Annotated in this window: 22 protein-coding genes, 1 rRNA gene and 2 other annotated features; all 23 genes read right to left on the reverse strand. The window is 48.1% G+C overall.

The genetic code is table 11. The annotated features are described in order from the left end of the window. Positions 1–48 precede the first annotated feature (48 nt). Positions 49–414: a 50S ribosomal protein L7/L12 gene (rplL, locus tag P397_RS0116760; protein WP_026834308.1), complete on the reverse strand. Its 366-nt coding sequence runs from the start codon at positions 412–414 to the stop codon at positions 49–51. Between the two features lie 76 nt (positions 415–490). Continuing rightward, positions 491–997, reverse strand: a complete 507-nt coding sequence (gene rplJ, locus P397_RS0116765) for a 50S ribosomal protein L10 (protein WP_014969141.1) — start codon at positions 995–997, stop codon at positions 491–493. A 50-nt stretch (positions 998–1,047) separates the two neighbouring features. Next, positions 1,048–1,202 (reverse strand) — a sequence feature (ribosomal protein L10 leader region). A 54-nt stretch (positions 1,203–1,256) separates the two neighbouring features. Then, positions 1,257–1,943, reverse strand: coding sequence for a 50S ribosomal protein L1 (rplA, locus tag P397_RS0116770; RefSeq protein WP_026834309.1), 687 nt, complete (start codon positions 1,941–1,943; stop codon positions 1,257–1,259). Positions 1,944–2,059: 116 nt separating this feature from the next. Beyond that, positions 2,060–2,485, reverse strand: coding sequence for a 50S ribosomal protein L11 (gene rplK / locus P397_RS0116775; RefSeq protein WP_012368996.1), 426 nt, complete (start codon positions 2,483–2,485; stop codon positions 2,060–2,062). A gap of 149 nt (positions 2,486–2,634) precedes the next feature. After that, positions 2,635–3,186, reverse strand: coding sequence for a transcription termination/antitermination protein NusG (gene nusG / locus P397_RS0116780; protein WP_026834310.1), 552 nt, complete (start codon positions 3,184–3,186; stop codon positions 2,635–2,637). A 19-nt stretch (positions 3,187–3,205) separates the two neighbouring features. Next, positions 3,206–3,376: a preprotein translocase subunit SecE gene (secE, locus tag P397_RS0116785; RefSeq protein ID WP_012368994.1), complete on the reverse strand. Its 171-nt coding sequence runs from the start codon at positions 3,374–3,376 to the stop codon at positions 3,206–3,208. Between the two features lie 44 nt (positions 3,377–3,420). Continuing rightward, positions 3,421–3,567 carry a 50S ribosomal protein L33 gene (gene rpmG, locus P397_RS0116790; RefSeq protein WP_012368993.1) on the reverse strand — a complete coding sequence of 49 codons (147 nt, stop codon included), beginning with the start codon at positions 3,565–3,567 and terminating at the stop codon, positions 3,421–3,423. 157 nt (positions 3,568–3,724) lie between these two features. Further along, a complete protein-coding gene (sigH, locus tag P397_RS0116795) occupies positions 3,725–4,366 on the reverse strand; it encodes an RNA polymerase sporulation sigma factor SigH (protein WP_026834311.1) in 642 nt (213 codons plus the stop codon). A 190-nt stretch (positions 4,367–4,556) separates the two neighbouring features. Next, entirely contained in the window at positions 4,557–5,087 is a 531-nt protein-coding gene (locus tag P397_RS0116800) for an NYN domain-containing protein (protein ID WP_026834312.1), read from the reverse strand. Beyond that, positions 5,084–5,848, reverse strand: coding sequence for a 23S rRNA (guanosine(2251)-2'-O)-methyltransferase RlmB (gene rlmB, locus P397_RS0116805; protein ID WP_026826906.1), 765 nt, complete (start codon positions 5,846–5,848; stop codon positions 5,084–5,086). Before rlmB ends, P397_RS0116800 begins: the two co-directional genes overlap by 4 nt. 94 nt (positions 5,849–5,942) lie before the next feature. Beyond that, positions 5,943–6,347 (reverse strand): Mini-ribonuclease 3, encoded by a 405-nt coding sequence (locus tag P397_RS0116810; protein WP_026834313.1) that lies wholly within the window; start codon positions 6,345–6,347, stop codon positions 5,943–5,945. Then, positions 6,344–7,741: a cysteine--tRNA ligase gene (gene cysS, locus P397_RS0116815; protein WP_026834314.1), complete on the reverse strand. Its 1,398-nt coding sequence runs from the start codon at positions 7,739–7,741 to the stop codon at positions 6,344–6,346. The genes P397_RS0116810 and cysS overlap by 4 nt, the downstream gene beginning before the upstream one ends. After that, positions 7,695–8,378: a serine O-acetyltransferase gene (gene cysE, locus P397_RS0116820; protein ID WP_028107246.1), complete on the reverse strand. Its 684-nt coding sequence runs from the start codon at positions 8,376–8,378 to the stop codon at positions 7,695–7,697. Before cysE ends, cysS begins: the two co-directional genes overlap by 47 nt. Positions 8,379–8,423: 45 nt before the next feature. Beyond that, positions 8,424–8,641, reverse strand: a binding site (T-box leader). Next, positions 8,641–10,086, reverse strand: a complete 1,446-nt coding sequence (gene gltX, locus P397_RS0116825; RefSeq protein WP_028107247.1) for a glutamate--tRNA ligase — start codon at positions 10,084–10,086, stop codon at positions 8,641–8,643. It overlaps the preceding feature by 1 nt. Before the next feature lie 45 nt (positions 10,087–10,131). Further along, complete coding sequence (gene ispF, locus P397_RS0116830; protein ID WP_026834317.1) at positions 10,132–10,614, reverse strand: 2-C-methyl-D-erythritol 2,4-cyclodiphosphate synthase; 483 nt, start codon at positions 10,612–10,614, stop codon at positions 10,132–10,134. Between the two features lie 2 nt (positions 10,615–10,616). Beyond that, positions 10,617–11,300, reverse strand: coding sequence for a 2-C-methyl-D-erythritol 4-phosphate cytidylyltransferase (gene ispD / locus P397_RS0116835; protein ID WP_028107248.1), 684 nt, complete (start codon positions 11,298–11,300; stop codon positions 10,617–10,619). A 58-nt stretch (positions 11,301–11,358) separates the two neighbouring features. Beyond that, on the reverse strand, positions 11,359–12,453 hold the full coding sequence (locus P397_RS0116840; RefSeq protein WP_028107249.1) for a PIN/TRAM domain-containing protein: 1,095 nt from the start codon (positions 12,451–12,453) through the stop codon (positions 11,359–11,361). Between the two features lie 131 nt (positions 12,454–12,584). After that, positions 12,585–13,961, reverse strand: coding sequence for a DNA repair protein RadA (gene radA, locus P397_RS0116845; protein ID WP_026834320.1), 1,377 nt, complete (start codon positions 13,959–13,961; stop codon positions 12,585–12,587). 75 nt (positions 13,962–14,036) lie between these two features. Continuing rightward, positions 14,037–16,490: an ATP-dependent protease ATP-binding subunit ClpC gene (gene clpC / locus P397_RS0116850; protein WP_026834321.1), complete on the reverse strand. Its 2,454-nt coding sequence runs from the start codon at positions 16,488–16,490 to the stop codon at positions 14,037–14,039. Beyond that, positions 16,490–17,563 (reverse strand): ATP--guanido phosphotransferase, encoded by a 1,074-nt coding sequence (locus tag P397_RS0116855; RefSeq protein WP_026834322.1) that lies wholly within the window; start codon positions 17,561–17,563, stop codon positions 16,490–16,492. The genes clpC and P397_RS0116855 overlap by 1 nt, the downstream gene beginning before the upstream one ends. Continuing rightward, a complete protein-coding gene (locus P397_RS0116860; protein ID WP_026834323.1) occupies positions 17,556–17,984 on the reverse strand; it encodes a hypothetical protein in 429 nt (142 codons plus the stop codon). The genes P397_RS0116855 and P397_RS0116860 overlap by 8 nt, the downstream gene beginning before the upstream one ends. Positions 17,985–18,000: 16 nt before the next feature. Next, the gene (locus P397_RS0116865) at positions 18,001–18,456 is read right to left on the reverse strand and encodes a CtsR family transcriptional regulator (RefSeq protein ID WP_026834324.1); all 456 of its coding nucleotides are present in this window, start codon (positions 18,454–18,456) and stop codon (positions 18,001–18,003) included. A 139-nt stretch (positions 18,457–18,595) separates the two neighbouring features. Continuing rightward, positions 18,596–18,699 (reverse strand): 5S ribosomal RNA (gene rrf, locus P397_RS0116870); the annotation flags it as partial.

The raw sequence follows: 18,699 nt of genomic DNA on the forward strand, positions 1-18,699 counted from the left end.
AAAGAAGCCCGCAAAGCGAGCTTCTTTTGTTTTACGTGAAGAAGAAAATTACTTAACTTCTACAGTAGCGCCAGCTTCTTCAAGCTTAGCTTTGATTGCGTCAGCGTCTTCTTTCGAAACGCCTTCTTTAACTGGAGCTGGAGTTCCGTCAACGAGTGCTTTCGCTTCTTTAAGACCGAGGCCTGTCAATTCGCGAACTGCTTTGATGACGTTGATTTTACCAGATCCTGCGTTTGTGAGGATAACGTCGAATTCAGTTTGCTCTTCAGCTGCTGCTGCGCCTGCACCTGCTGCTGCTACTGGAGCTGCTGCTGATACGCCGAATTCTTCTTCGATTGTTTTTACGAGTTCGTTAAGTTCAAGAACAGTCATGCCCTTGAGGTCTTCGATAAATTGCTCTTTGTTGAAAGCCATTATGGTTTTCCTCCTTTGATTTAGCCCACGTTGGGGTTTGAAAAATTGTGTGTTTGCCTATCCCGCTAAGCGGACATTAAGCAGATTGTTCTTCTTTTTGCTCTGCAATTGCGTTCGTTGCCACCGCAAGACCACGGATTGGCGCTTGAAGCACGCTGAGAAGCATCGAAAGGAGACCTTCGCGTGATGGAAGTTCCGCAAGGGCTTTGACATCTTCTACTGAAGTGACTTTGCCTTCGATGATACCACCTTTAAGCTCAAGAGCTTTGTGTTCTTTCGAGAAGTTGTTTAAGATCTTAGCTGGAGCGATAACGTCTTCATTGCTGAAGGCGATCGCAGTAGGACCTGTAAAGACTTCCTCAAGACCTTCAAGATTGCTTTGAACTGCTGCACGGCGGAGGAGACCGTTTTTGTAAACTTTGAATTCAACACCCGCTTCGCGGAGTTGTTTACGAAGTTCAGTTACTTCGTCTACTGTGAGACCACGGTAGTCGACGACGATCGTTCCAGCACTCGCTTGCATTTTCTCAGCGATCTCAGATACGAGATCCGCTTTGACAGCGATAACTTTTTCGTTTGCCATTTCTGTTGCACCTCCTGGTAAATGGAATGTACCGGCGCGAGGGGCTGCTCGATTTCAAATAAAAAGCCTCCGTCTGCGAAGCAGAGGAGGCGTAATCGTCAAAAAGGATACCTGAACAAACAGGCTCTCTGAGCAAGAACACCTCGGAAGGGTTTATGCTCAATCGATGAGCACCTTCTGTCTACGGTATGTCGAATATATCAACGTTTTATACTGTAACAGCGTTCTTAGAACGTTGTCAAGTTCGTTTTAGACGAAATTATTTCGCGAAGTCAGCTGAAGATACTTTTACACCAGGACCCATTGTTGAAGCGATCGCGATGTTCTTAAGGTAGATACCTTTAGCAGTAGCAGGCTTAACTTTAACGAGTGTTTCGATGACTGTGTTGATGTTCTCAACAAGTTTCGTGTCATCAAATGATTTTTTACCGACAGGAACGTGGATGTTACCTGATTTGTCGACACGGTACTCAACTTTACCAGCTTTGATATCGTTGATTGCTTTTGTGACGTCAAATGTAACTGTTCCTGTTTTCGGGTTAGGCATGAGGCCTTTAGGTCCGAGAACACGACCGAGTTTACCAACTTCACCCATCATGTCAGGTGTCGCAACGATAACATCGAAGTCGAACCATCCTTGTTGGATTTTAGTGATGTACTCAGAATCACCAGCGAAGTCTGCTCCAGCAGCTTCCGCTTCTTTCAATTTCTCACCTTTAGCAAAGACGAGAACTTTTTGTGTTTTACCAGTACCGTGTGGCAATACGACTGCTCCACGGATTTGTTGATCTGCTTTCTTCGGATCGACTCCGAGACGAACAGCAAGTTCGATTGTTTCATCGAATTTCGCAGTTGCAGACTTTTTAGTCAAGTCTACCGCTTCAGCGAGTTCGTATGAAACCGTACGATCGATAAGTTTAGCAGCTTCTTTATACTTCTTACCCATTTTAGGTTCCTCCTTTGTGGTTGTGCGGAAAATCCTCCCACATAATGAAAGGGTAGCAAGGCTTCAAGTAACTATCCGCCTGCGACCCTCATCGTTGTTCATTGCAATCAAAAGACTCAGTCTTCGATTACGATACCCATAGAACGTGCAGTACCTTCAACCATCAACATCGCTGTTTCAACAGATGCTGCGTTGAGGTCTGGCATTTTCGTTTCAGCGATTTCGCGAACTTTGTCACGTTTGACAGTCGCTACTTTCTTACGGTTAGGCTCGCCTGAACCGCTCTCGATTCCAGCTGCTTTCTTCAAGAGAACTGCTGCTGGTGGAGTTTTAGTAATAAACGTAAATGAACGATCTTCAAAAACCGTGATGACTACAGGAATAATCAAGCCGGCTTGGTCTTGTGTACGAGCGTTGAACTCTTTACAGAAGCCCATGATGTTCACACCTGCTTGACCGAGTGCCGGTCCAACTGGTGGAGCTGGGTTTGCTTTGCCCGCAGGAATTTGAAGTTTAACTAGTTTCATAACCTTCTTCGCCACGAGACACACCTCCTTAATTCTTTAATGTGGTTTAATTGGACGTTGCGCGTCCTCCCACTCATTCTATTCGACGAGTAATTTATCGAAATAAGCACAACATCAAACAGGAAAAATTGTACCATTAAAACAAAAGTTTCGCAATAGGAAACTTAATCTATTTTCTCAACCTGTGAGAAATCAAGCTCGACTTTTGTTTCACGACCGAACATATCGACAGAAACCTTCATTTTTTCCGTTTCCGTGTCGAGCTCTTCAACCGTTCCTTCCAAGTTCTCAAACGCACCTTCTTTGATCCGAACAATTTGTCCCATTGCAAAGTCGTAACGACTCTTCATGTCGACAAGTCCCATTGATCCAAGAATGTTTTCTGCTTCTTCAGGAAGAAGTGGTGTCGGTTTTGAACCGCCGCCGACCGAACCAAGGAATCCTGTGACGTTCGGCGTGTTACGGACGACGTACCAAGAATCATCCGTCATGACCATTTCCACGAGGACATACCCCGGGAAGATCTTGATTTCACGTTCCTTGATTTTCGTCTCGCCTTTTTTATTTGTTACTTCTTCCTGTACCGTTTCGATCGGAACGAGTACACGGAAGATTTTCTCGTCCATGTTCATAGACTCGATCCGACGCTCAAGGTTCGCCTTGACGTTGTTTTCGAATCCAGAGTACGTTTGGACAACAAACCACTGCTTATCCATGGTACGTCACCTCTTCTTTTTACTTAATCAACCAACTCATGAATGCGCTGAGCCCAGAATCGACACCAAAGATGAAGACACCCATGAAAATGACCATACCGATTACGGTCAGTGTATACTTCGTCAGTTCTTTTCGTTTTGGCCAGCTCGTCTTTTTCAGTTCATTCCATACGTCACGCAAAAATTTCATCGTACTTTCCCTCCAGGATGTATTAAATCGGGACAGATGAAGCCTTATTTCGCTTCTTTATGAATCGTATGCGCGTTACAGCGGCGACAGAACTTTTTCAGTTCCAAGCGGATGCTGACATCCTCTTTTTTCATCGTCGTGTAGTCGCGGGCACCGCAAATATCACAAGCAAGGCCTACTTTCTTCGCCATCTCAAAAGACCTCCTTCTTTGCCACTCTTTCTCTTTGCGAAAAGAAGTCTCTCTCCAAAAAAGAGCGTAAAAAAAAACGCCTATGAGCGGCGTCTCGCTAGTAAGGCGCTATTTATACAGTAGCACACCCGGATTCAGTGGTCAATCCACCTCTCGATCATACTGTCAGTTTCCGCGCCTCGAGGTACCGTTCCAGTTTCTTCTTGACGCGTTGTAACGCATTATCGATCGATTTCACATGGCGGTCAAGATCATCTGAGATTTCTTGATACGTTCTACCGTCCAAGTACAGAGCCAGAACCTTTCGTTCCAGATCACTTAAAATCTCATCCATCTTACTTTCAATATCGGCATACTCTTCCCGGTTGACGATCAGAATCTGCGGATCAGACGGCGCCGTCGACGTGATGATATCGAGTAACGTCCGCTCCGATTCGTCATCGTAAATCGGTTTATCCAGCGAGATGTACGAATTAAGCGGAATATGTTTTTGACGTGTCGCCGTTTTGATGGCTGTGATCATCTGTCGTGTAATGCAGAGTTCGGCAAATCCTTTAAAAGAAGCTAGTTTATCGGTTCGATAATCCCGGACCGCTTTATACAGTCCGATCATGCCTTCTTGAACGATATCTTCCCGGTCCGCTCCGATTAAGAAGTAAGACCGTGCTTTAGCTCGTACGAAGTTGCGATACCGCTCGATCAGAAATTCGAGCGCATCACTGTTGTCAAATACCTTCGCTTGTTCCACAAGCGCCTCATCGGTCATGCACTCAAACTGGTCGAACGAAACCAAACTCATCCTTCATCCCTCCAAGCTTCTCTAGCCAACTAATCGATTGTTTCTAATTATACAATAATTTCCTATCGTACGACAATGAAAATTGGCATGACCTCTTTTTGTCTGAACGGTCGGGTGAAGATTCGGCACAGATGACGATAAAAAAAGCAGGATCCACGACTGTATCGTGAACCCCGCTTGTCCGAATATCTTATGAATCTGAATTTTTACGCCGCCGGATTTCTTCCAGACGTTCGATGACATCCGCCGGCATATCGATTGTCGACCGCGGTTTTTTGCTGGTCTTCGACATCGTCGTCTGACCCCGGATGACGACAACGGCCGCTTTCCAGTCCCGGCGTAACTCCTGTGCCGAAATCCGCAACGCACCCAGTGTGAAAATGACCCATTGCTCCGTGAAGTCATTTGTCGCAACGGTCAGTTTAACCCGGATGTCCTGCAACCATTCCGCTGCTGTTTTTTCAATCCACTCATCCGCCGTTTCGTTTTCTCGTGTATAGATGACTTCGATCCCGCTTTTCTTAATCCGGGATTCTCGTCCCGGTTGCAAGTAGGCATCAAATACAATCGTCACACTGATTCCCGTTACGGCTTGATACTCGGCCATCGCATCGACCAATCGTTCCCGTGCTAATTCAAAATCCTGCTCCCGCAATGTCCGGAATTCCGGCCATGCGCCAATGATATTGTAGCCATCAACGATCAGACGGTCATATTTCATCGCGAATACGGCTTTCTCGTCCGGTAGACCTCATACAACAATAACGAGGCTGCGACCGATGCATTGAGTGATGTGACGTGCCCTGCCATCGGAAGATGCACAAGGAAATCACATTTTTCACGGACGAGTCGACTCATCCCTTTGCCTTCGCTGCCGATGACGATTCCAAGCGGCATCGTCCCGTCAAGCGTTCGGTAATCATCACTTTCGCGTGCATCCGTTCCGACAAACCAGATGCCCTTTTTCTTCAAGTCTTCCATCGTCCGGGTCAAGTTCGTCACGCGGACGACCGGAATGTGTTCGATTGCCCCTGTTGAGGCTTTGGCGACGACTTGTGTCAATCCGACCGACCGGCGCTTCGGAATGATGATCCCGTGGGCACCGACGGCGTCCGCCGTCCGGAGAATCGATCCGAGGTTATGTGGATCTTCCAGCTCGTCGAGCAAAATCATCAGCGGCGTTTCGTCTTTCTTCTCTGCGAGCGCGAAGATGTCATCGAGCTCCGCATATTCGTAGGCAGCGACGGCAGCCACGACACCTTGGTGGTTGTCACTGCCTGTCAGCCCGTGTAATTTCGAACGCGGGACGATTTGTGTCTGGACACCGGCTTCTTTCGCCATCGCATGGATGACGGCAAGCGGTCCCTTCTGCTGTCCTTCTTGGATAAAGAGCTTGTTCATCTCACGGCCCGTCCGCAATGCTTCAAGGACCGGATTACGTCCGTATAAGAAATCCTGCCCTTCCTCAAGCGGCTCGATCACGATGGAATCTTCTTGTTTTGGTTCGACCTTCTTCTGTTTCGTTTTTTCGCCGTGCGGCTTGTCGTTTTTTGGTTTCCGCGACGGGTGAACCGATTTATTTTCCGTCCGCTGCTTCGGCTTCGAGTAATTCGAACGCTTGTCCGATGAGTTCTTCAAGACGATCTCCTCCTTCTGAAAGATAGACATATCCTAACAAGGCTTCAAATGCCGTCGCATAACGGTACGTGTGGACATCCGTGCTTTTAGGGACGGATCCAGACTTCGCATTTTTTCCGCGACGGACAACAGCCTGTTCTTCTTCTGTCAACGTATTTTCGTTTAACCAATGTGTCACGACAAAGGCTTGGGCTTGCGCACGAACATAACGAATGGCGGCTTGATGCAACTCACCCGGTTTAACGAATCCTTGATCAAGCAGCCGTTCCCGGACATGCATCTCATAGACGACGTCGCCCATATAAGCGAGCGCCAACGCATTTAATTGTTTGTAGTTCTTCATCCGCGCTTCCACCGCATCCCTTGTGCTGTATCCTCAAGCAAGATGCCTTGATCACGCAATTGATCACGGATCGCATCCGCACGGGCGAAGTCACGTTCTTTTCGTGCTGTGTCACGATCGCGAATCAGCTGTTCGACTTCTTCATCAAGTAATCCTTTGTCGACCGTCAACGTCACACCGAGGACCGTTGAAAGTTCTTGGAAGACCGCTAAGAATTGTTCGAGGACTTCCGTTGCGACTTGGTCCTCGCCAAGATAGAGGTTCGCTTCTTTTGATAAATCAAACAAATCTGTCACAGCATTGGCTGTATTGAAATCATCATCCATCGATGTAATGAAATGTTGTTTGATTTCCTCGATCCGCTTCAACCATTTTTCGTTTGCTGTTCCAAGGTTCGCGGTCATTGCCAAACGGTGTTCGACGTTTGCGACCGATTCCCGGATCCGGGCCAGACCATTTGCCGCCTGATCGATCAATTCACGGCTGTAGTTGATCGGATGACGGTATTGGACCGACAACATGAAGAAACGTAAGACCATCGGATCGACCGCTTGAATCGCTTCGTGGACCGTCAGGAAGTTACCGAGGGATTTTGACATCTTTTCATTTTCAATGTTGAGGAATCCGTTGTGCATCCAGTAATTCGCGAACTTTTGCGAATTGCAGGCTTCCGACTGGGCAATCTCATTCTCGTGGTGGGGGAACTTCAAGTCCTGTCCGCCCGCGTGAATATCAATCGTGTCGCCGAGATACTTTTTCGCCATCGCCGAGCACTCGATGTGCCAGCCGGGACGCCCTTCTCCCCATGGACTTGTCCAAGCCGGTTCGCCCGGTTTCGCTGCTTTCCATAACACGAAATCAAGGGGATCTTCTTTTTTCTCGCCGACTTCAATCCGGGCACCGGACCGGAGCTCATCAATCGACTGTTGGCTCAATTGTCCGTAATCTTTGAAACTGCGTGTTCGGAAATAGACGTCTCCACTCGAGGCATAGGCATTTCCTTTTTCAACGAGCACTTCGATGAAGGCGATGATATCGTCCATCGTTTCCGTGACAAGCGGGTGGATGTCTGCCTTTTGAACGTTCAATGCACCTGTGTCCGCATGGTAAGCGTCGATGAACCGTTTCGTCAAGGCATGGTAGTCTTCACCGAGTTCGTTTGCTGTGCGGATGATTTTATCATCCACATCCGTGAAGTTCGACACGTATTTGACGTCATACCCCCGATATGTGAAGTAACGGCGGACCGTATCAAACACGATTGCCGGACGGGCATTTCCAATATGGATGTAATTGTAGACGGTCGGACCGCAGACATACATCTTGACCTTTCCCTCTTCTAACGGTTTAAATGGTTCCTTTTTTCCGGTCATGCTGTTGTACAGTTGTATCATGGCGGCGTCCTCCTTTTATTCGTTCAATTTCACGTTTTAACCGATCCAGTTCCAGCTCGATTCGTTCCTGGCATTCGCTGACGGGATCCGGGAGTTGGTGATCAAGCGGGGCATTGACCTTGATGCCGTCTTGAATGACGACTCGTCCGGGAATACCGACGACTGTCGCATTCGCCGGAACATCCTTTAACACAACGGAACTCGCACCGATTTTTGAGGAGTCACCAATTGTGATATCACCCAGTACACGTGCTCCAGCAGAAACCAGCACCCCATTGCCGAGTGTCGGATGCCGTTTTCCGGTTTCTTTCCCCGTCCCTCCAAGTGTCACACCTTGAAAGATCGTCACATCGTCGCCGATGATGGCCGTTTCGCCGATGACGACTCCCATACCGTGATCGATGAAGAAACGCCGGCCGATCGTCGCACCGGGATGGATTTCGATTCCCGTGATGAAACGACTGAATTGCGACAGCATCCGGGCGGCCAGATGCAGATTCATCTTCCACATGCGATGAGCCAGCCGGTGCATCCAGACTGCATGCAGTCCGGGATAGGTCAACACCACTTCCATCGCACTCCGGGCAGCTGGATCCTGCTTAAATACATTTCGGATATCTTCACGCATCCGTGTCATGTTTGTTCTCCTCTCCATAAGAAAAAGCGCCTCCGTGCATCGCTGCACAGAGACGCTAATCAGCGCGGTCCCACTCTGTTTGGATGAACGGGTCATCCCTCTCCGGTCCGTTAACGCCGGAGATACGTCTACGCCTACTCTCACTGATTTCGGGTAGCACTCAGAGGGGCATTTCGCGAACGCGTCCGTTCAAGCTCTCTCACCGTTCAAGCTTGTCTCTGTACAACAGACATCGTCACTACTTTCCTCATCTACGCTTTATTTATGCGTCCAGACGTGCAAGTACGCGGTCTTTTCCTAGTAGTTGAATCGTGTTTGGAAGCTCTGGTCCGTGTGTTTGTCCGGTCGTTGCGACACGGATCGGCATGAACAGATTTTTCCCTTTTTGTCCGGTTGCTTTTTGAGTCGCTTTGATCGCGCCTTTGATGGCTTCCGGTGTCCATTCCTCAAGCGTCCGCAACTGTGCTGCGAATTCACTCAAGACAGCAGGAACCGTTTCTCCTGCCAAGACAGTGTTTGCCTCTTCATCATACACCAGTTCATCCTCAAAAAACATCTCTGAAAGCTCAACAATTTCCGCACCGTGTGTCATTTGTTCGCGGTACAGGCCAACCAAGTTTTGCGCCCAGACGAGTTCTTCTTCCGTCGGCTCACTCGAGACACGTCCTGCTTCTTGTAAGAACGGCAGGCTCGCTTCGAATACTTCTTCAAACGATTGGTGTTTCATGTATTGACCGTTGATCCACGCAAGTTTTTGTTGATCAAAGACAGCCGGACTCTTCGATAGACGAGATGCATCAAAGATGTCGATGAACTCCTCTTTCGTAAAGATTTCCTGTTCGCCGACTGGTGACCATCCGAGCAACGTCACGAAGTTGAGCAACGCTTCCGGCAGGTAACCGAGGTCTTTGTACTGCTCGATGTATTGAATGATCGATTGATCACGTTTCGACAGTTTTTTGTGTTCTTCGTTGACGATCAATGTCATGTGACCAAATGTCGGGTACTCCCAACCAAACGCATCATAAATCATCATCTGTTTTGGTGTGTTCGAGATGTGGTCGTCTCCGCGGAGAACATGGCTGATCGCCATCAAGTGGTCATCGATGACAACAGCGAAGTTGTACGTCGGGATACCGTCTTTTTTGACGATGACCCAGTCTCCGAAGTCTTTTGATTCAAACGAGACGTCTTCTTTGACGATGTCATTCCATGTATACGTGACCGCTTCCGGGACACGGATCCGAATCGACGGCGTCCGGCCTTCTGCCACAAACGCCTCTTCTTGTTCCTGTGTCAGGTTGCGGTGTGCACCCGAATAACGGGGTGCTTCGCCGCGGGCAATCTGGGCTTCCCGCTCTGCTTCGAGTTCTTCTGAAGTCATGTAGCACCGGTATGCGAGGCCTTTTTCAAGCAACTCGTCCGTATACTTCTTGTACAGATCCAGTCGTTCCATTTGGAAATAAGGACCGTACTCCCCACCGCGACCCGGACCTTCGTCCCAGTCGATGCCGAGCCATTCCAGATACTTCATCTGACTTTCAACACCACCATCGATGTTTCGCTTCTGATCCGTATCCTCAATTCGTAAAATCATCTTGCCGCCTGCGTGCCGTGCAAACAGGTAGTTGAACAATGCTGTTCGTGCATTCCCGATATGAAGGTGTCCCGTTGGACTTGGTGCATAACGTACACGTACTTCTGCCATTACCGATCCACTCCTTTAGTCTAAAATTCGCTTACCTAGTATACCTTATTCTTCGATTCGTTTCAGCAAAATCACAGCCTGACACGCGATTCCTTCTTCCCGTCCCGTAAAGCCGAGCCATTCCGTCGTCGTTGCCTTGACGTTAATCTGCTCGATATCCGCTTCCAGCAATTCCGCGATCCGGGCCCGGATTGTGTCGATGTACGGACGTAACTTCGGCGCCTGTGCGATGACGGTTGCATCGAGATTACCAAGTTCGTACCCCTCGGCTTTGACGAGCGCATAAACATGTTGCAACAACTTCGCCGAATCCGCGTCCTTGAATTCCGGATCCGTATCCGGGAAATGTTTCCCGATGTCACCGGCTGCGATGGCTCCGAGTGCCGCGTCCGCAATCGTATGTAACAACACGTCCGCATCCGAGTGACCAAGCAATCCTTTAGTGTGTGGAATCTCGATTCCACCTAAAATCAGTTTCCGATCCTCTGCAAATGCATGTACATCAAAACCTTGTCCAATTCGAATCATCATCATTTCCCTCGTTTCGTTAAAATCGCTTCACCAAACAATAAATCGTCCGGTGTCGTCACTTTAATGTTCTCGTATTGTCCGGTGACCCAAGTCACCGTTCCTCCGTCCCATTCTATCAAACTTGCGTCATCCGTACCTAAAAATTCGGTTGCCGCTTTTTCGTGAACGGTCCGAATCACTTCCAGCTGAAAAGCTTGCGGTGTCTGAGCTGCCATTAACTCATCGCGGGGGACTGTCTCGACGATCACATCGTGTTGAATCCGTTTGACCGTATCCTTGATCGGAACACCTAAAATTGCAGCCCCGGTCTGTTCGGCTGCTTCGACGACCTGCTGAATCGATTCGATTGTCACGAAGGGGCGTGCCCCGTCATGAATCAAGACGATTCCGGGTTCCGTAACCGCCTCTAGTCCACGCTTTACACTTTCCTGACGTTCGCGGCCACCCGGAACGAGACGGATCGGTGTTTGATACTGTGCCGTCATCTCTTCAAACCAGATCTGTTCGACCGGATTGATGGCTAAGATGATTTCAAGACACGCCGGATCCTGCTCAAAGACATCGAGTGTCCATTCGATGATCGACCGGTCCCGTAATGTCAGCATCAACTTGTTTCGATCCGCCCCCATCCGTTTTCCTGCTCCGGCAGCCGGAATGACGATCCGGTATGTATGTTCTTTCATCTAATTCCCTCTTTTCACATAAGTAAAGACTGCCAAAACAGATTTGGCAGTCCCTTGTTTATTTTTCTTGTGGTTTCGCAAAAATCATCCGACCTGCAGACGTTTGCAGAACACTGGTCACGACGACACCAATCGTCTTCGAAATCAAATGTTTTCCCTCTTCGACGACGACCATCGTCCCGTCCTCGAGGTACGCAATTCCCTGTTTTTGCTCTTTTCCTTCTTTGATGACAAGGACCGTCATCTCTTCACCCGGAATCACCACTTGTTTGACGGCATTCGCCAAATCGTTGATGTTCAAGACCGGTACATTCCGGACTTCACAGACCTTATTTAAGTTGTAATCGTTGGTGACGACGATTCCTTTGATCAGTTCGGCAAGCTTTATCAACTTGATGTCAACTTCCGGTACATCTTCAAAATCACCATCATAAATTTCAACTTCCATCCCGGGAATCGACTGCAATTCCTTGAGGACATCCAGCCCGCGGCGTCCACGGTTCCGCTTCAGTGTATCGGATGAGTCGGCGATATACTGCAACTCACCGATGACGAATTGAGGGACAATCAATTTGCCTTCTACAAATCCGGTTTTGGCGATATCCGTGATCCGACCGTCGATGATGACACTCGTATCGAGTACTTTGCTGTTCGATTTTGCGACGACGACGGGTTCGGCCGCCGCTTTTTTCTCAGCTTGATTGTTATTGTTGTTGCGCAAGAAGACTTTTGTCAGTTCATGACGCTTCCGGTAACCGACGGTAAATCCGAGGTAGCCGAACAGGACTGCGACAATCATCGTTAACACGTTACTCAGTAAAGGAATACCGACAAGTTCAATCAACATACTGACGAGAAAGGCCATGACAAGACCAATCAATAGACCAAATGTGCCGAAAAACAAATCGGCGACAGGTGCTTTCACTAATTTTTCTTCTAAAAACCGGAGAAGTCGAATCACAGAATCCGTAATGAATAATCCAATTAATAAAAATATGAGTGCACCAATCGTTCCTGTTACGTATGTGGTCATCAACCATTCCGGGAAAGCCGTCTTCGTCGCTGCTTCAATCAGTTGAAATAATTCAGGAAGCAACAAGATACCAAGCGCAAGACCTAGTAACGCAAAAAAGATCCTGATGACGATTTTCAATCTTCCCACCTCCTTCTATTATTTTAAGTTCATTGTAACATGTATTTATTTGATTCACCTACGGCTTAAGGTGGGGAAACTGTTTACAATTCTTTAACACCTTCCCCATCTTTTACCGCAGTTGAAACCGCTTAAAACGGAATTGTCTCACGTAAGGCTTCATCGACACTTTCAACACCGATCACCGTGATGCCGGGAGGATAGGTCCAACCTCCGAGGTTGTTTTTCGGAATGATTGCCCGTGTGAAACCGAGCTTGGCTGCTTCGGCGACACGTTGTTCAATCCGTGATACCCGTCTGACTTCTCCTGTCAAACCGACTTCGCCAATGACGACGTCAGTCGGACGTGTCGGCTTATCACGGAAACTCGAGGCGACGGCAACACAAATCGCTAAATCGATCGCCGGTTCATCCAATTTGACGCCACCCGCTGCCTTGAGATACGCATCCTGGGTTTGAAGCAACAAGCCGGACCGTTTTTCCAGAACCGCCATCAATAAAGCGACTTTATTTTGATCAATGCCTGTCGCCATACGGCGTGGATTACCAAATGAGGTCGGTGAAATCAACGCCTGTAACTCAACGAGGACTGTTCGGGTTCCTTCCATCGAGGCGACGATCGTCGATCCGGAAACACCGGATGTCCGTTCTTCGAGGAAAATCTCCGACGGATTCAAGACCTCTTCGAGTCCCGATTCCCGCATTTCAAAAATCCCGATCTCATTGGTTGAACCAAACCGGTTTTTGACGGCACGTAAAATCCGGAACGTGTGATGACGTTCTCCTTCAAAATACAATACGGCATCAACCATGTGCTCAAGCAGACGGGGACCCGCAATCGAACCTTGTTTCGTCACATGACCGACGATAAAGATGGCGATTCCGCGGCTCTTCGCAATTTTCATCAGCATCGCTGTACATTCCCGGACTTGCGTGACGCTGCCCGGTGCCGACTGGATCTCATCGATATACACCGTCTGAATCGAGTCAATGATTAAAAAGCCCGGGTTTTCTTCATCGACGACCCGTTCGATCATGTTCATATCGGTTTCACTTAACACGAACAGATCCTGTGTCGGTAATCCCAGTCGTTCAGCTCGTAATTTCGTTTGTTTCAGTGATTCTTCTCCTGAAATATAGAGCACCTTTTCGCCCCGTTGTGCGAGACGGGCACTTGTCTGGAGTAAAATCGTCGATTTCCCGATTCCGGGATCTCCTCCGACCAGTACCATCGATCCGGGAACGATTCCTCCACCGAGCACACGGTCAAACTCACTGCTTCCGGTAAAGACGCGGCTTTCTTCCTGCGAAACGATATTCGACAAGCGTTCCGGTTTTAATTGCTTTGTCGTCGTATGCACAAAAGCAGAACCACGACGGGCTTTTTTCTCTTCTACGACTTCTTCGACCATCGTGTTCCATTCGCCACAGCCTGAACAACGGCCCATCCATTTTGGAGATTCCGTTCCACAACTTTGGCAGACAAATTTCGTCTTCAGTTTAGCCAATCGATTCATCCTTTCTCTTTATCAAGAAAAAAATCCAGCTTTCGCCTCATACTTGCGAAAGCTGGACCCTGTTGATCACTTATTCTCAGTCGTTGCCGGTTCAGCTTGATGACGACGGACGATAAATTCACCGTTCTCGACATCAAGTGCCACGCGTTCACCTTTTTGGATGTCTCCCGCAAGCAATGCTTCCGACAAACGATCCTCCGCTTCCCGTTGAAGCGCTCGGCGAATCGGACGGGCTCCGTATTCCGGATCGTATCCGACATCTGCGATTTTCGAGAGGGCTGCTGGTGTCAACTCGAAATGCACCTGTTGTTCAGCAAGTCGTTGTTCCAGTGTTTTCGCCATCAACTTCACGATTTCTTCGATGTGTTTTTTCTCAAGTGAGTGGAAGACGATGGTTTCGTCAATCCGGTTCAAGAATTCAGGGCGGAAAGCTTTTTTGAGCTCATCCATGACTTTGCCCTTCATGTCTTTGTACTCACGATCCGTATCATCCGAGACGGCAAATCCAACATATTTATTGCGTTTAAGGGCACTTGCCCCGACGTTCGATGTCATGACGATGATCGTATTTCGGAAATCGACCGTCCGGCCTTTTGAATCCGTCAAACGACCGTCATCAAGCACTTGAAGTAAGATGTTGAAGACTTCAGGGTGTGCTTTTTCGATTTCATCCAGCAAGATGACCGAGTATGGTTTCCGGCGTACTTTTTCCGTTAACTGACCGCCTTCTTCATATCCGACATATCCTGGAGGAGAACCGACCAAACGGCTTGTTGCATGTTTCTCCATGTACTCTGACATATCGATGCGGATAATGGCATCCTCGTCACCAAACATGGCTTCTGCGACTGCTCGTGCCAGTTCCGTCTTACCAACACCAGTTGGACCGAGGAAGATGAACGAACCAATCGGACGTTTTGGATCTTTTAGTCCTGCCCGCGCACGGCGGATGGCTTTTGAAATCGATTTGACGGCCTCGTCTTGACCGATGACACGTCCATGCAGAATTTCTTCGAGACGTAATAAACGATCCGTTTCTTCTTCTGCGATTTTCGTGACCGGAACACCTGTCCAGTTGGCGACGACTTGCGCGATATCATCTTTTGTCACTTCTAGTTTTTCATTGCCTTGCTTGTTCTGCCATTCTTCTTTCAAACGTTCCAATTCATCCCGTAATTTTTGTTCCGTATCACGGAGACTGGCTGCTTTTTCGAATTCCTGGCTTTGAACCGCTTCATCTTTGTCTTTGCGAATGCCTTCAAGCTTCGCTTCGACTTCTTTTAAGTTTGGTGGTGCCGTGTAAGAACGTAAACGGACTTTTGAAGCCGCTTCGTCGATCAAATCGATCGCTTTATCCGGTAGGAAACGGTCTGAGATATAACGGTCCGAGAGTGTTACAGCTTCTTGAATCGCTTCATCCGTGATGGTGACACGGTGGTGGGCTTCATAACGGTCACGTAGACCAAACAAGATTTGTGTCGCTTCATCCGTTGTCGGCTCAGCGACTTGGATCGGTTGGAAACGACGTTCGAGTGCCGCATCTTTTTCGATGTATTTCCGGTACTCATCCAGTGTCGTTGCTCCGATACATTGAAGTTCACCACGAGCGAGTGACGGCTTGAGGATGTTCGAGGCATCAATCGCCCCTTCCGCTCCACCGGCACCGATTAACGTGTGCAACTCATCGATGAAGAGAATGATGTTTCCAGCCTGACGAATCTCGTCCATGACTTTCTTCAAACGATCTTCAAACTCACCACGGTACTTCGTTCCCGCAACGAGTGTCCCCATATCGAGCACCATGACGCGTTTATTCCGTAACGTTTCCGGTACTTCGTTATTGATGATTTGTTGAGCAAGCCCTTCAACGACTGCTGTCTTACCAACACCTGGTTCCCCGATTAACACGGGATTGTTTTTTGTCCGACGACTTAAGACTTCAATGACCCGTTGGATTTCTTTGGCACGACCGATGACTGGGTCGAGACGTGTCTCACGTGCTTGTTGCGTCAAATCACGCGCTAGACCATCAAGTGTCGGTGTTGCGACACCTGAGCCGGCTTGTGAAGCGTTTGCTGTCGTTTCGCTGTTCCCAAGCAACTGAAGTACTTGCTGACGGGCTTTTGAAAGGCTGATCCCGAGATTGTTCAAGACACGTGCTGCGACACCTTCTCCTTCACGGATTAAACCGAGTAAGAGGTGTTCCGTTCCAACGTAAGAGTGACCGAGTTTACGGGCCTCATCCATCGAAAGTTCGATGACTTTTTTCGCGCGTGGTGTATAGTGGATCGTTGTCGCGCCATCTTGACCGCGACCAATTAAAGCTTCAACTTCCATCTGAATCTTATCTGAACTGAGTCCGAGTGCTGTTAAGGCTTTTGCCGCAATCCCGTCTCCTTCACGTACAAGTCCGAGTAAAATGTGTTCTGTCCCGATATTATGGTGACCAAGACGTACCGCTTCTTCTTGTGCAAGTGCGAGTACGCGTTGAGCACGTTCTGTGAATCGTCCAAACATCATTACGCAAAACCTCCTTGTGTGTGATCCCTGTTTGTCTGTTCGGTTAACATCTCACGAATGACTGTCGCTCGTTCGATGTCCCGTTCTCTTGATGTTAATTGTTTCCCGAAATGCTTTTGTAGAAAACCTGTTTGTAGTGATACAAGTAAATGATGGAACAAGTTTGGCGGCAAAGTGACGGCCAACCCTAGGCTGTCTGCCAGACGGACATCGGATAAGCGTTCGGTTGCTTCCCGTGCCGTAATCAAACGTGCCGATTTTAAGATACCGTACGACCGATAAAGTCGGTCTTCTAGTTCTTCTTGATACATCTCCAATAATCCTTTTCTTGCAGCCTGTTCTGCTTCAATTAATGCTTCAACGGCAAATTGATAATCAGTAATCAGCATGTCTTCACTGGCTCCAAGCGTCCGTTGATTCGAGAGTTGGAACATTCTTCCCGAGGCGTCGCTTCCTTCGCCGTACCGTCCCCGAATCGCAAAACCCAGTTGCCGCAGGTGTTTGATATACCCTTGGATCTGATTCGTCAGGACAAGTCCAGGTAGATGTAACATCACAGAAGCCCGCAACCCTGTCCCGACGTTACTCGGGCACGTCGTCAGATAACCGAGTGTATCGTCAAAGGCGATTTTAAACCGTTCACTGATCAAACGATCCACTTGTTTGGCGACGCGGAATGCTTCTTCCAATTGCAGCCCCGGTAAAAGCGTCTGAATCCGGAAATGATCTTCCTCATTCACCATGACACTGATCTGTTCATCTTCGCTGACGAAAAGTCCGGTCCGTGGATGTGTCGCAAGAGCAGGACTGATTAAATGCTTTTCTACTAAAGCAGTTCTTGTCAACGCATCGACTTGATCGACCCGTCCGAACTGAAATCCTTTTAAGCCCGACAATTGACGTTCTGTTTCGTTGATCAAAGCATTGGCTTGATCTTCTGTCATGCGGGTCGAAAACGGATAATGGGTGACGTTTCGCGCCAATCGAATCCGTGTCGAGACGACGATATCATCGTACGGAGCTTGTTGATCCATCTTTTCACTGAGAGGCCGCGTCAATAATTGTTCAAACATGGCGCAAATCCTCCTCGACGTTCAAAATTTGCTGTTTGATGAGTTCGGCTTCCTCGTAGTCTTCCGATAAAATCTTCCGGTTCAACTGTTCTTTGAGTCGACTTAACTGCTGGGACAAGCGTCTTTCAACCGACTCTTCTTCCGGACGTGATCCATAATGCTTTGTATGACCGTGTTGAAACTGACGAATCATCCCATCTACTTCTTCTTTAAAAAACGAATAGCATGTCGCACAACCAACTTTTCGGACATGTAAAACTTGTTGACGTGTCATTCCACACGAAGGACAAGCGGTTTCTTGATAGGCTTTTGCCAACTCTTTTACGCATACGGAACAGAGTATCTGTTCCGTTCCCTCTTGATCTTGTGGAAGTTTGACACGCACGACGGCTTCTCGTTCACCACACCGTTGACAACGCATACTCATTCCTCCCGCGTCAAAGTCGCTTAATGGTTTGCAGGACTGTCTGCATCAAGTGAGCCCGCATTCGACGTTGGTCTTCAAGCGCCATCGGCAAACTTTCCTTTTGTAACAACGATTGAATGACAATGGCTTCTCGTCGTGTTAAAAGTTGTTCATTCACCAATCGAATCAGATAATCTTCTGCTGCTTGTTGCGTCAAATCATTTCCAATCCATCGGCTCATCTCATCGAGCAGATCGTGGCTATCCAGAATTACAATCTTTTGAATCCGGATATACCCACCACCACCACGCTTACTTTCGACGAAATATCCTTTTTCAATCGTAAAGCGGGTATTGATGACATAATTGATTTGTGAGGGTACACAATCAAAACGTTCGGCAATCTCTTGACGTTTGATTTCAATTTTTTTCTGGTCATGTAAAATCTGCTTTAAATAGGCTTCGATGATATCTGTGATGTTTTGCATGGGCACCACCTCTCTGACCATCTTTGACTATTATTTGATTTAATAGTAATCATCTTAAAAGTGAATTGCAACCATTTCGCCTTTTCATCCGAAGTACACAAAAAAGCCGACCTGCAGATGCAGATCGGCTTCTTCAATTGCCTGGCAACGTCCTATCCTCACAGGGGGAAGCCCCCAACTACTTTCGGCGTTCAAGTGCTTAACTTCCGTGTTCGGCATGGGAACGGGTGTGACCACTTGGCT

The sequence above is a fragment of the Exiguobacterium undae DSM 14481 genome, assembly GCF_000620805.1.
Classification (GTDB): Bacteria; Bacillota; Bacilli; order Exiguobacteriales; family Exiguobacteriaceae; genus Exiguobacterium_A; species Exiguobacterium_A undae.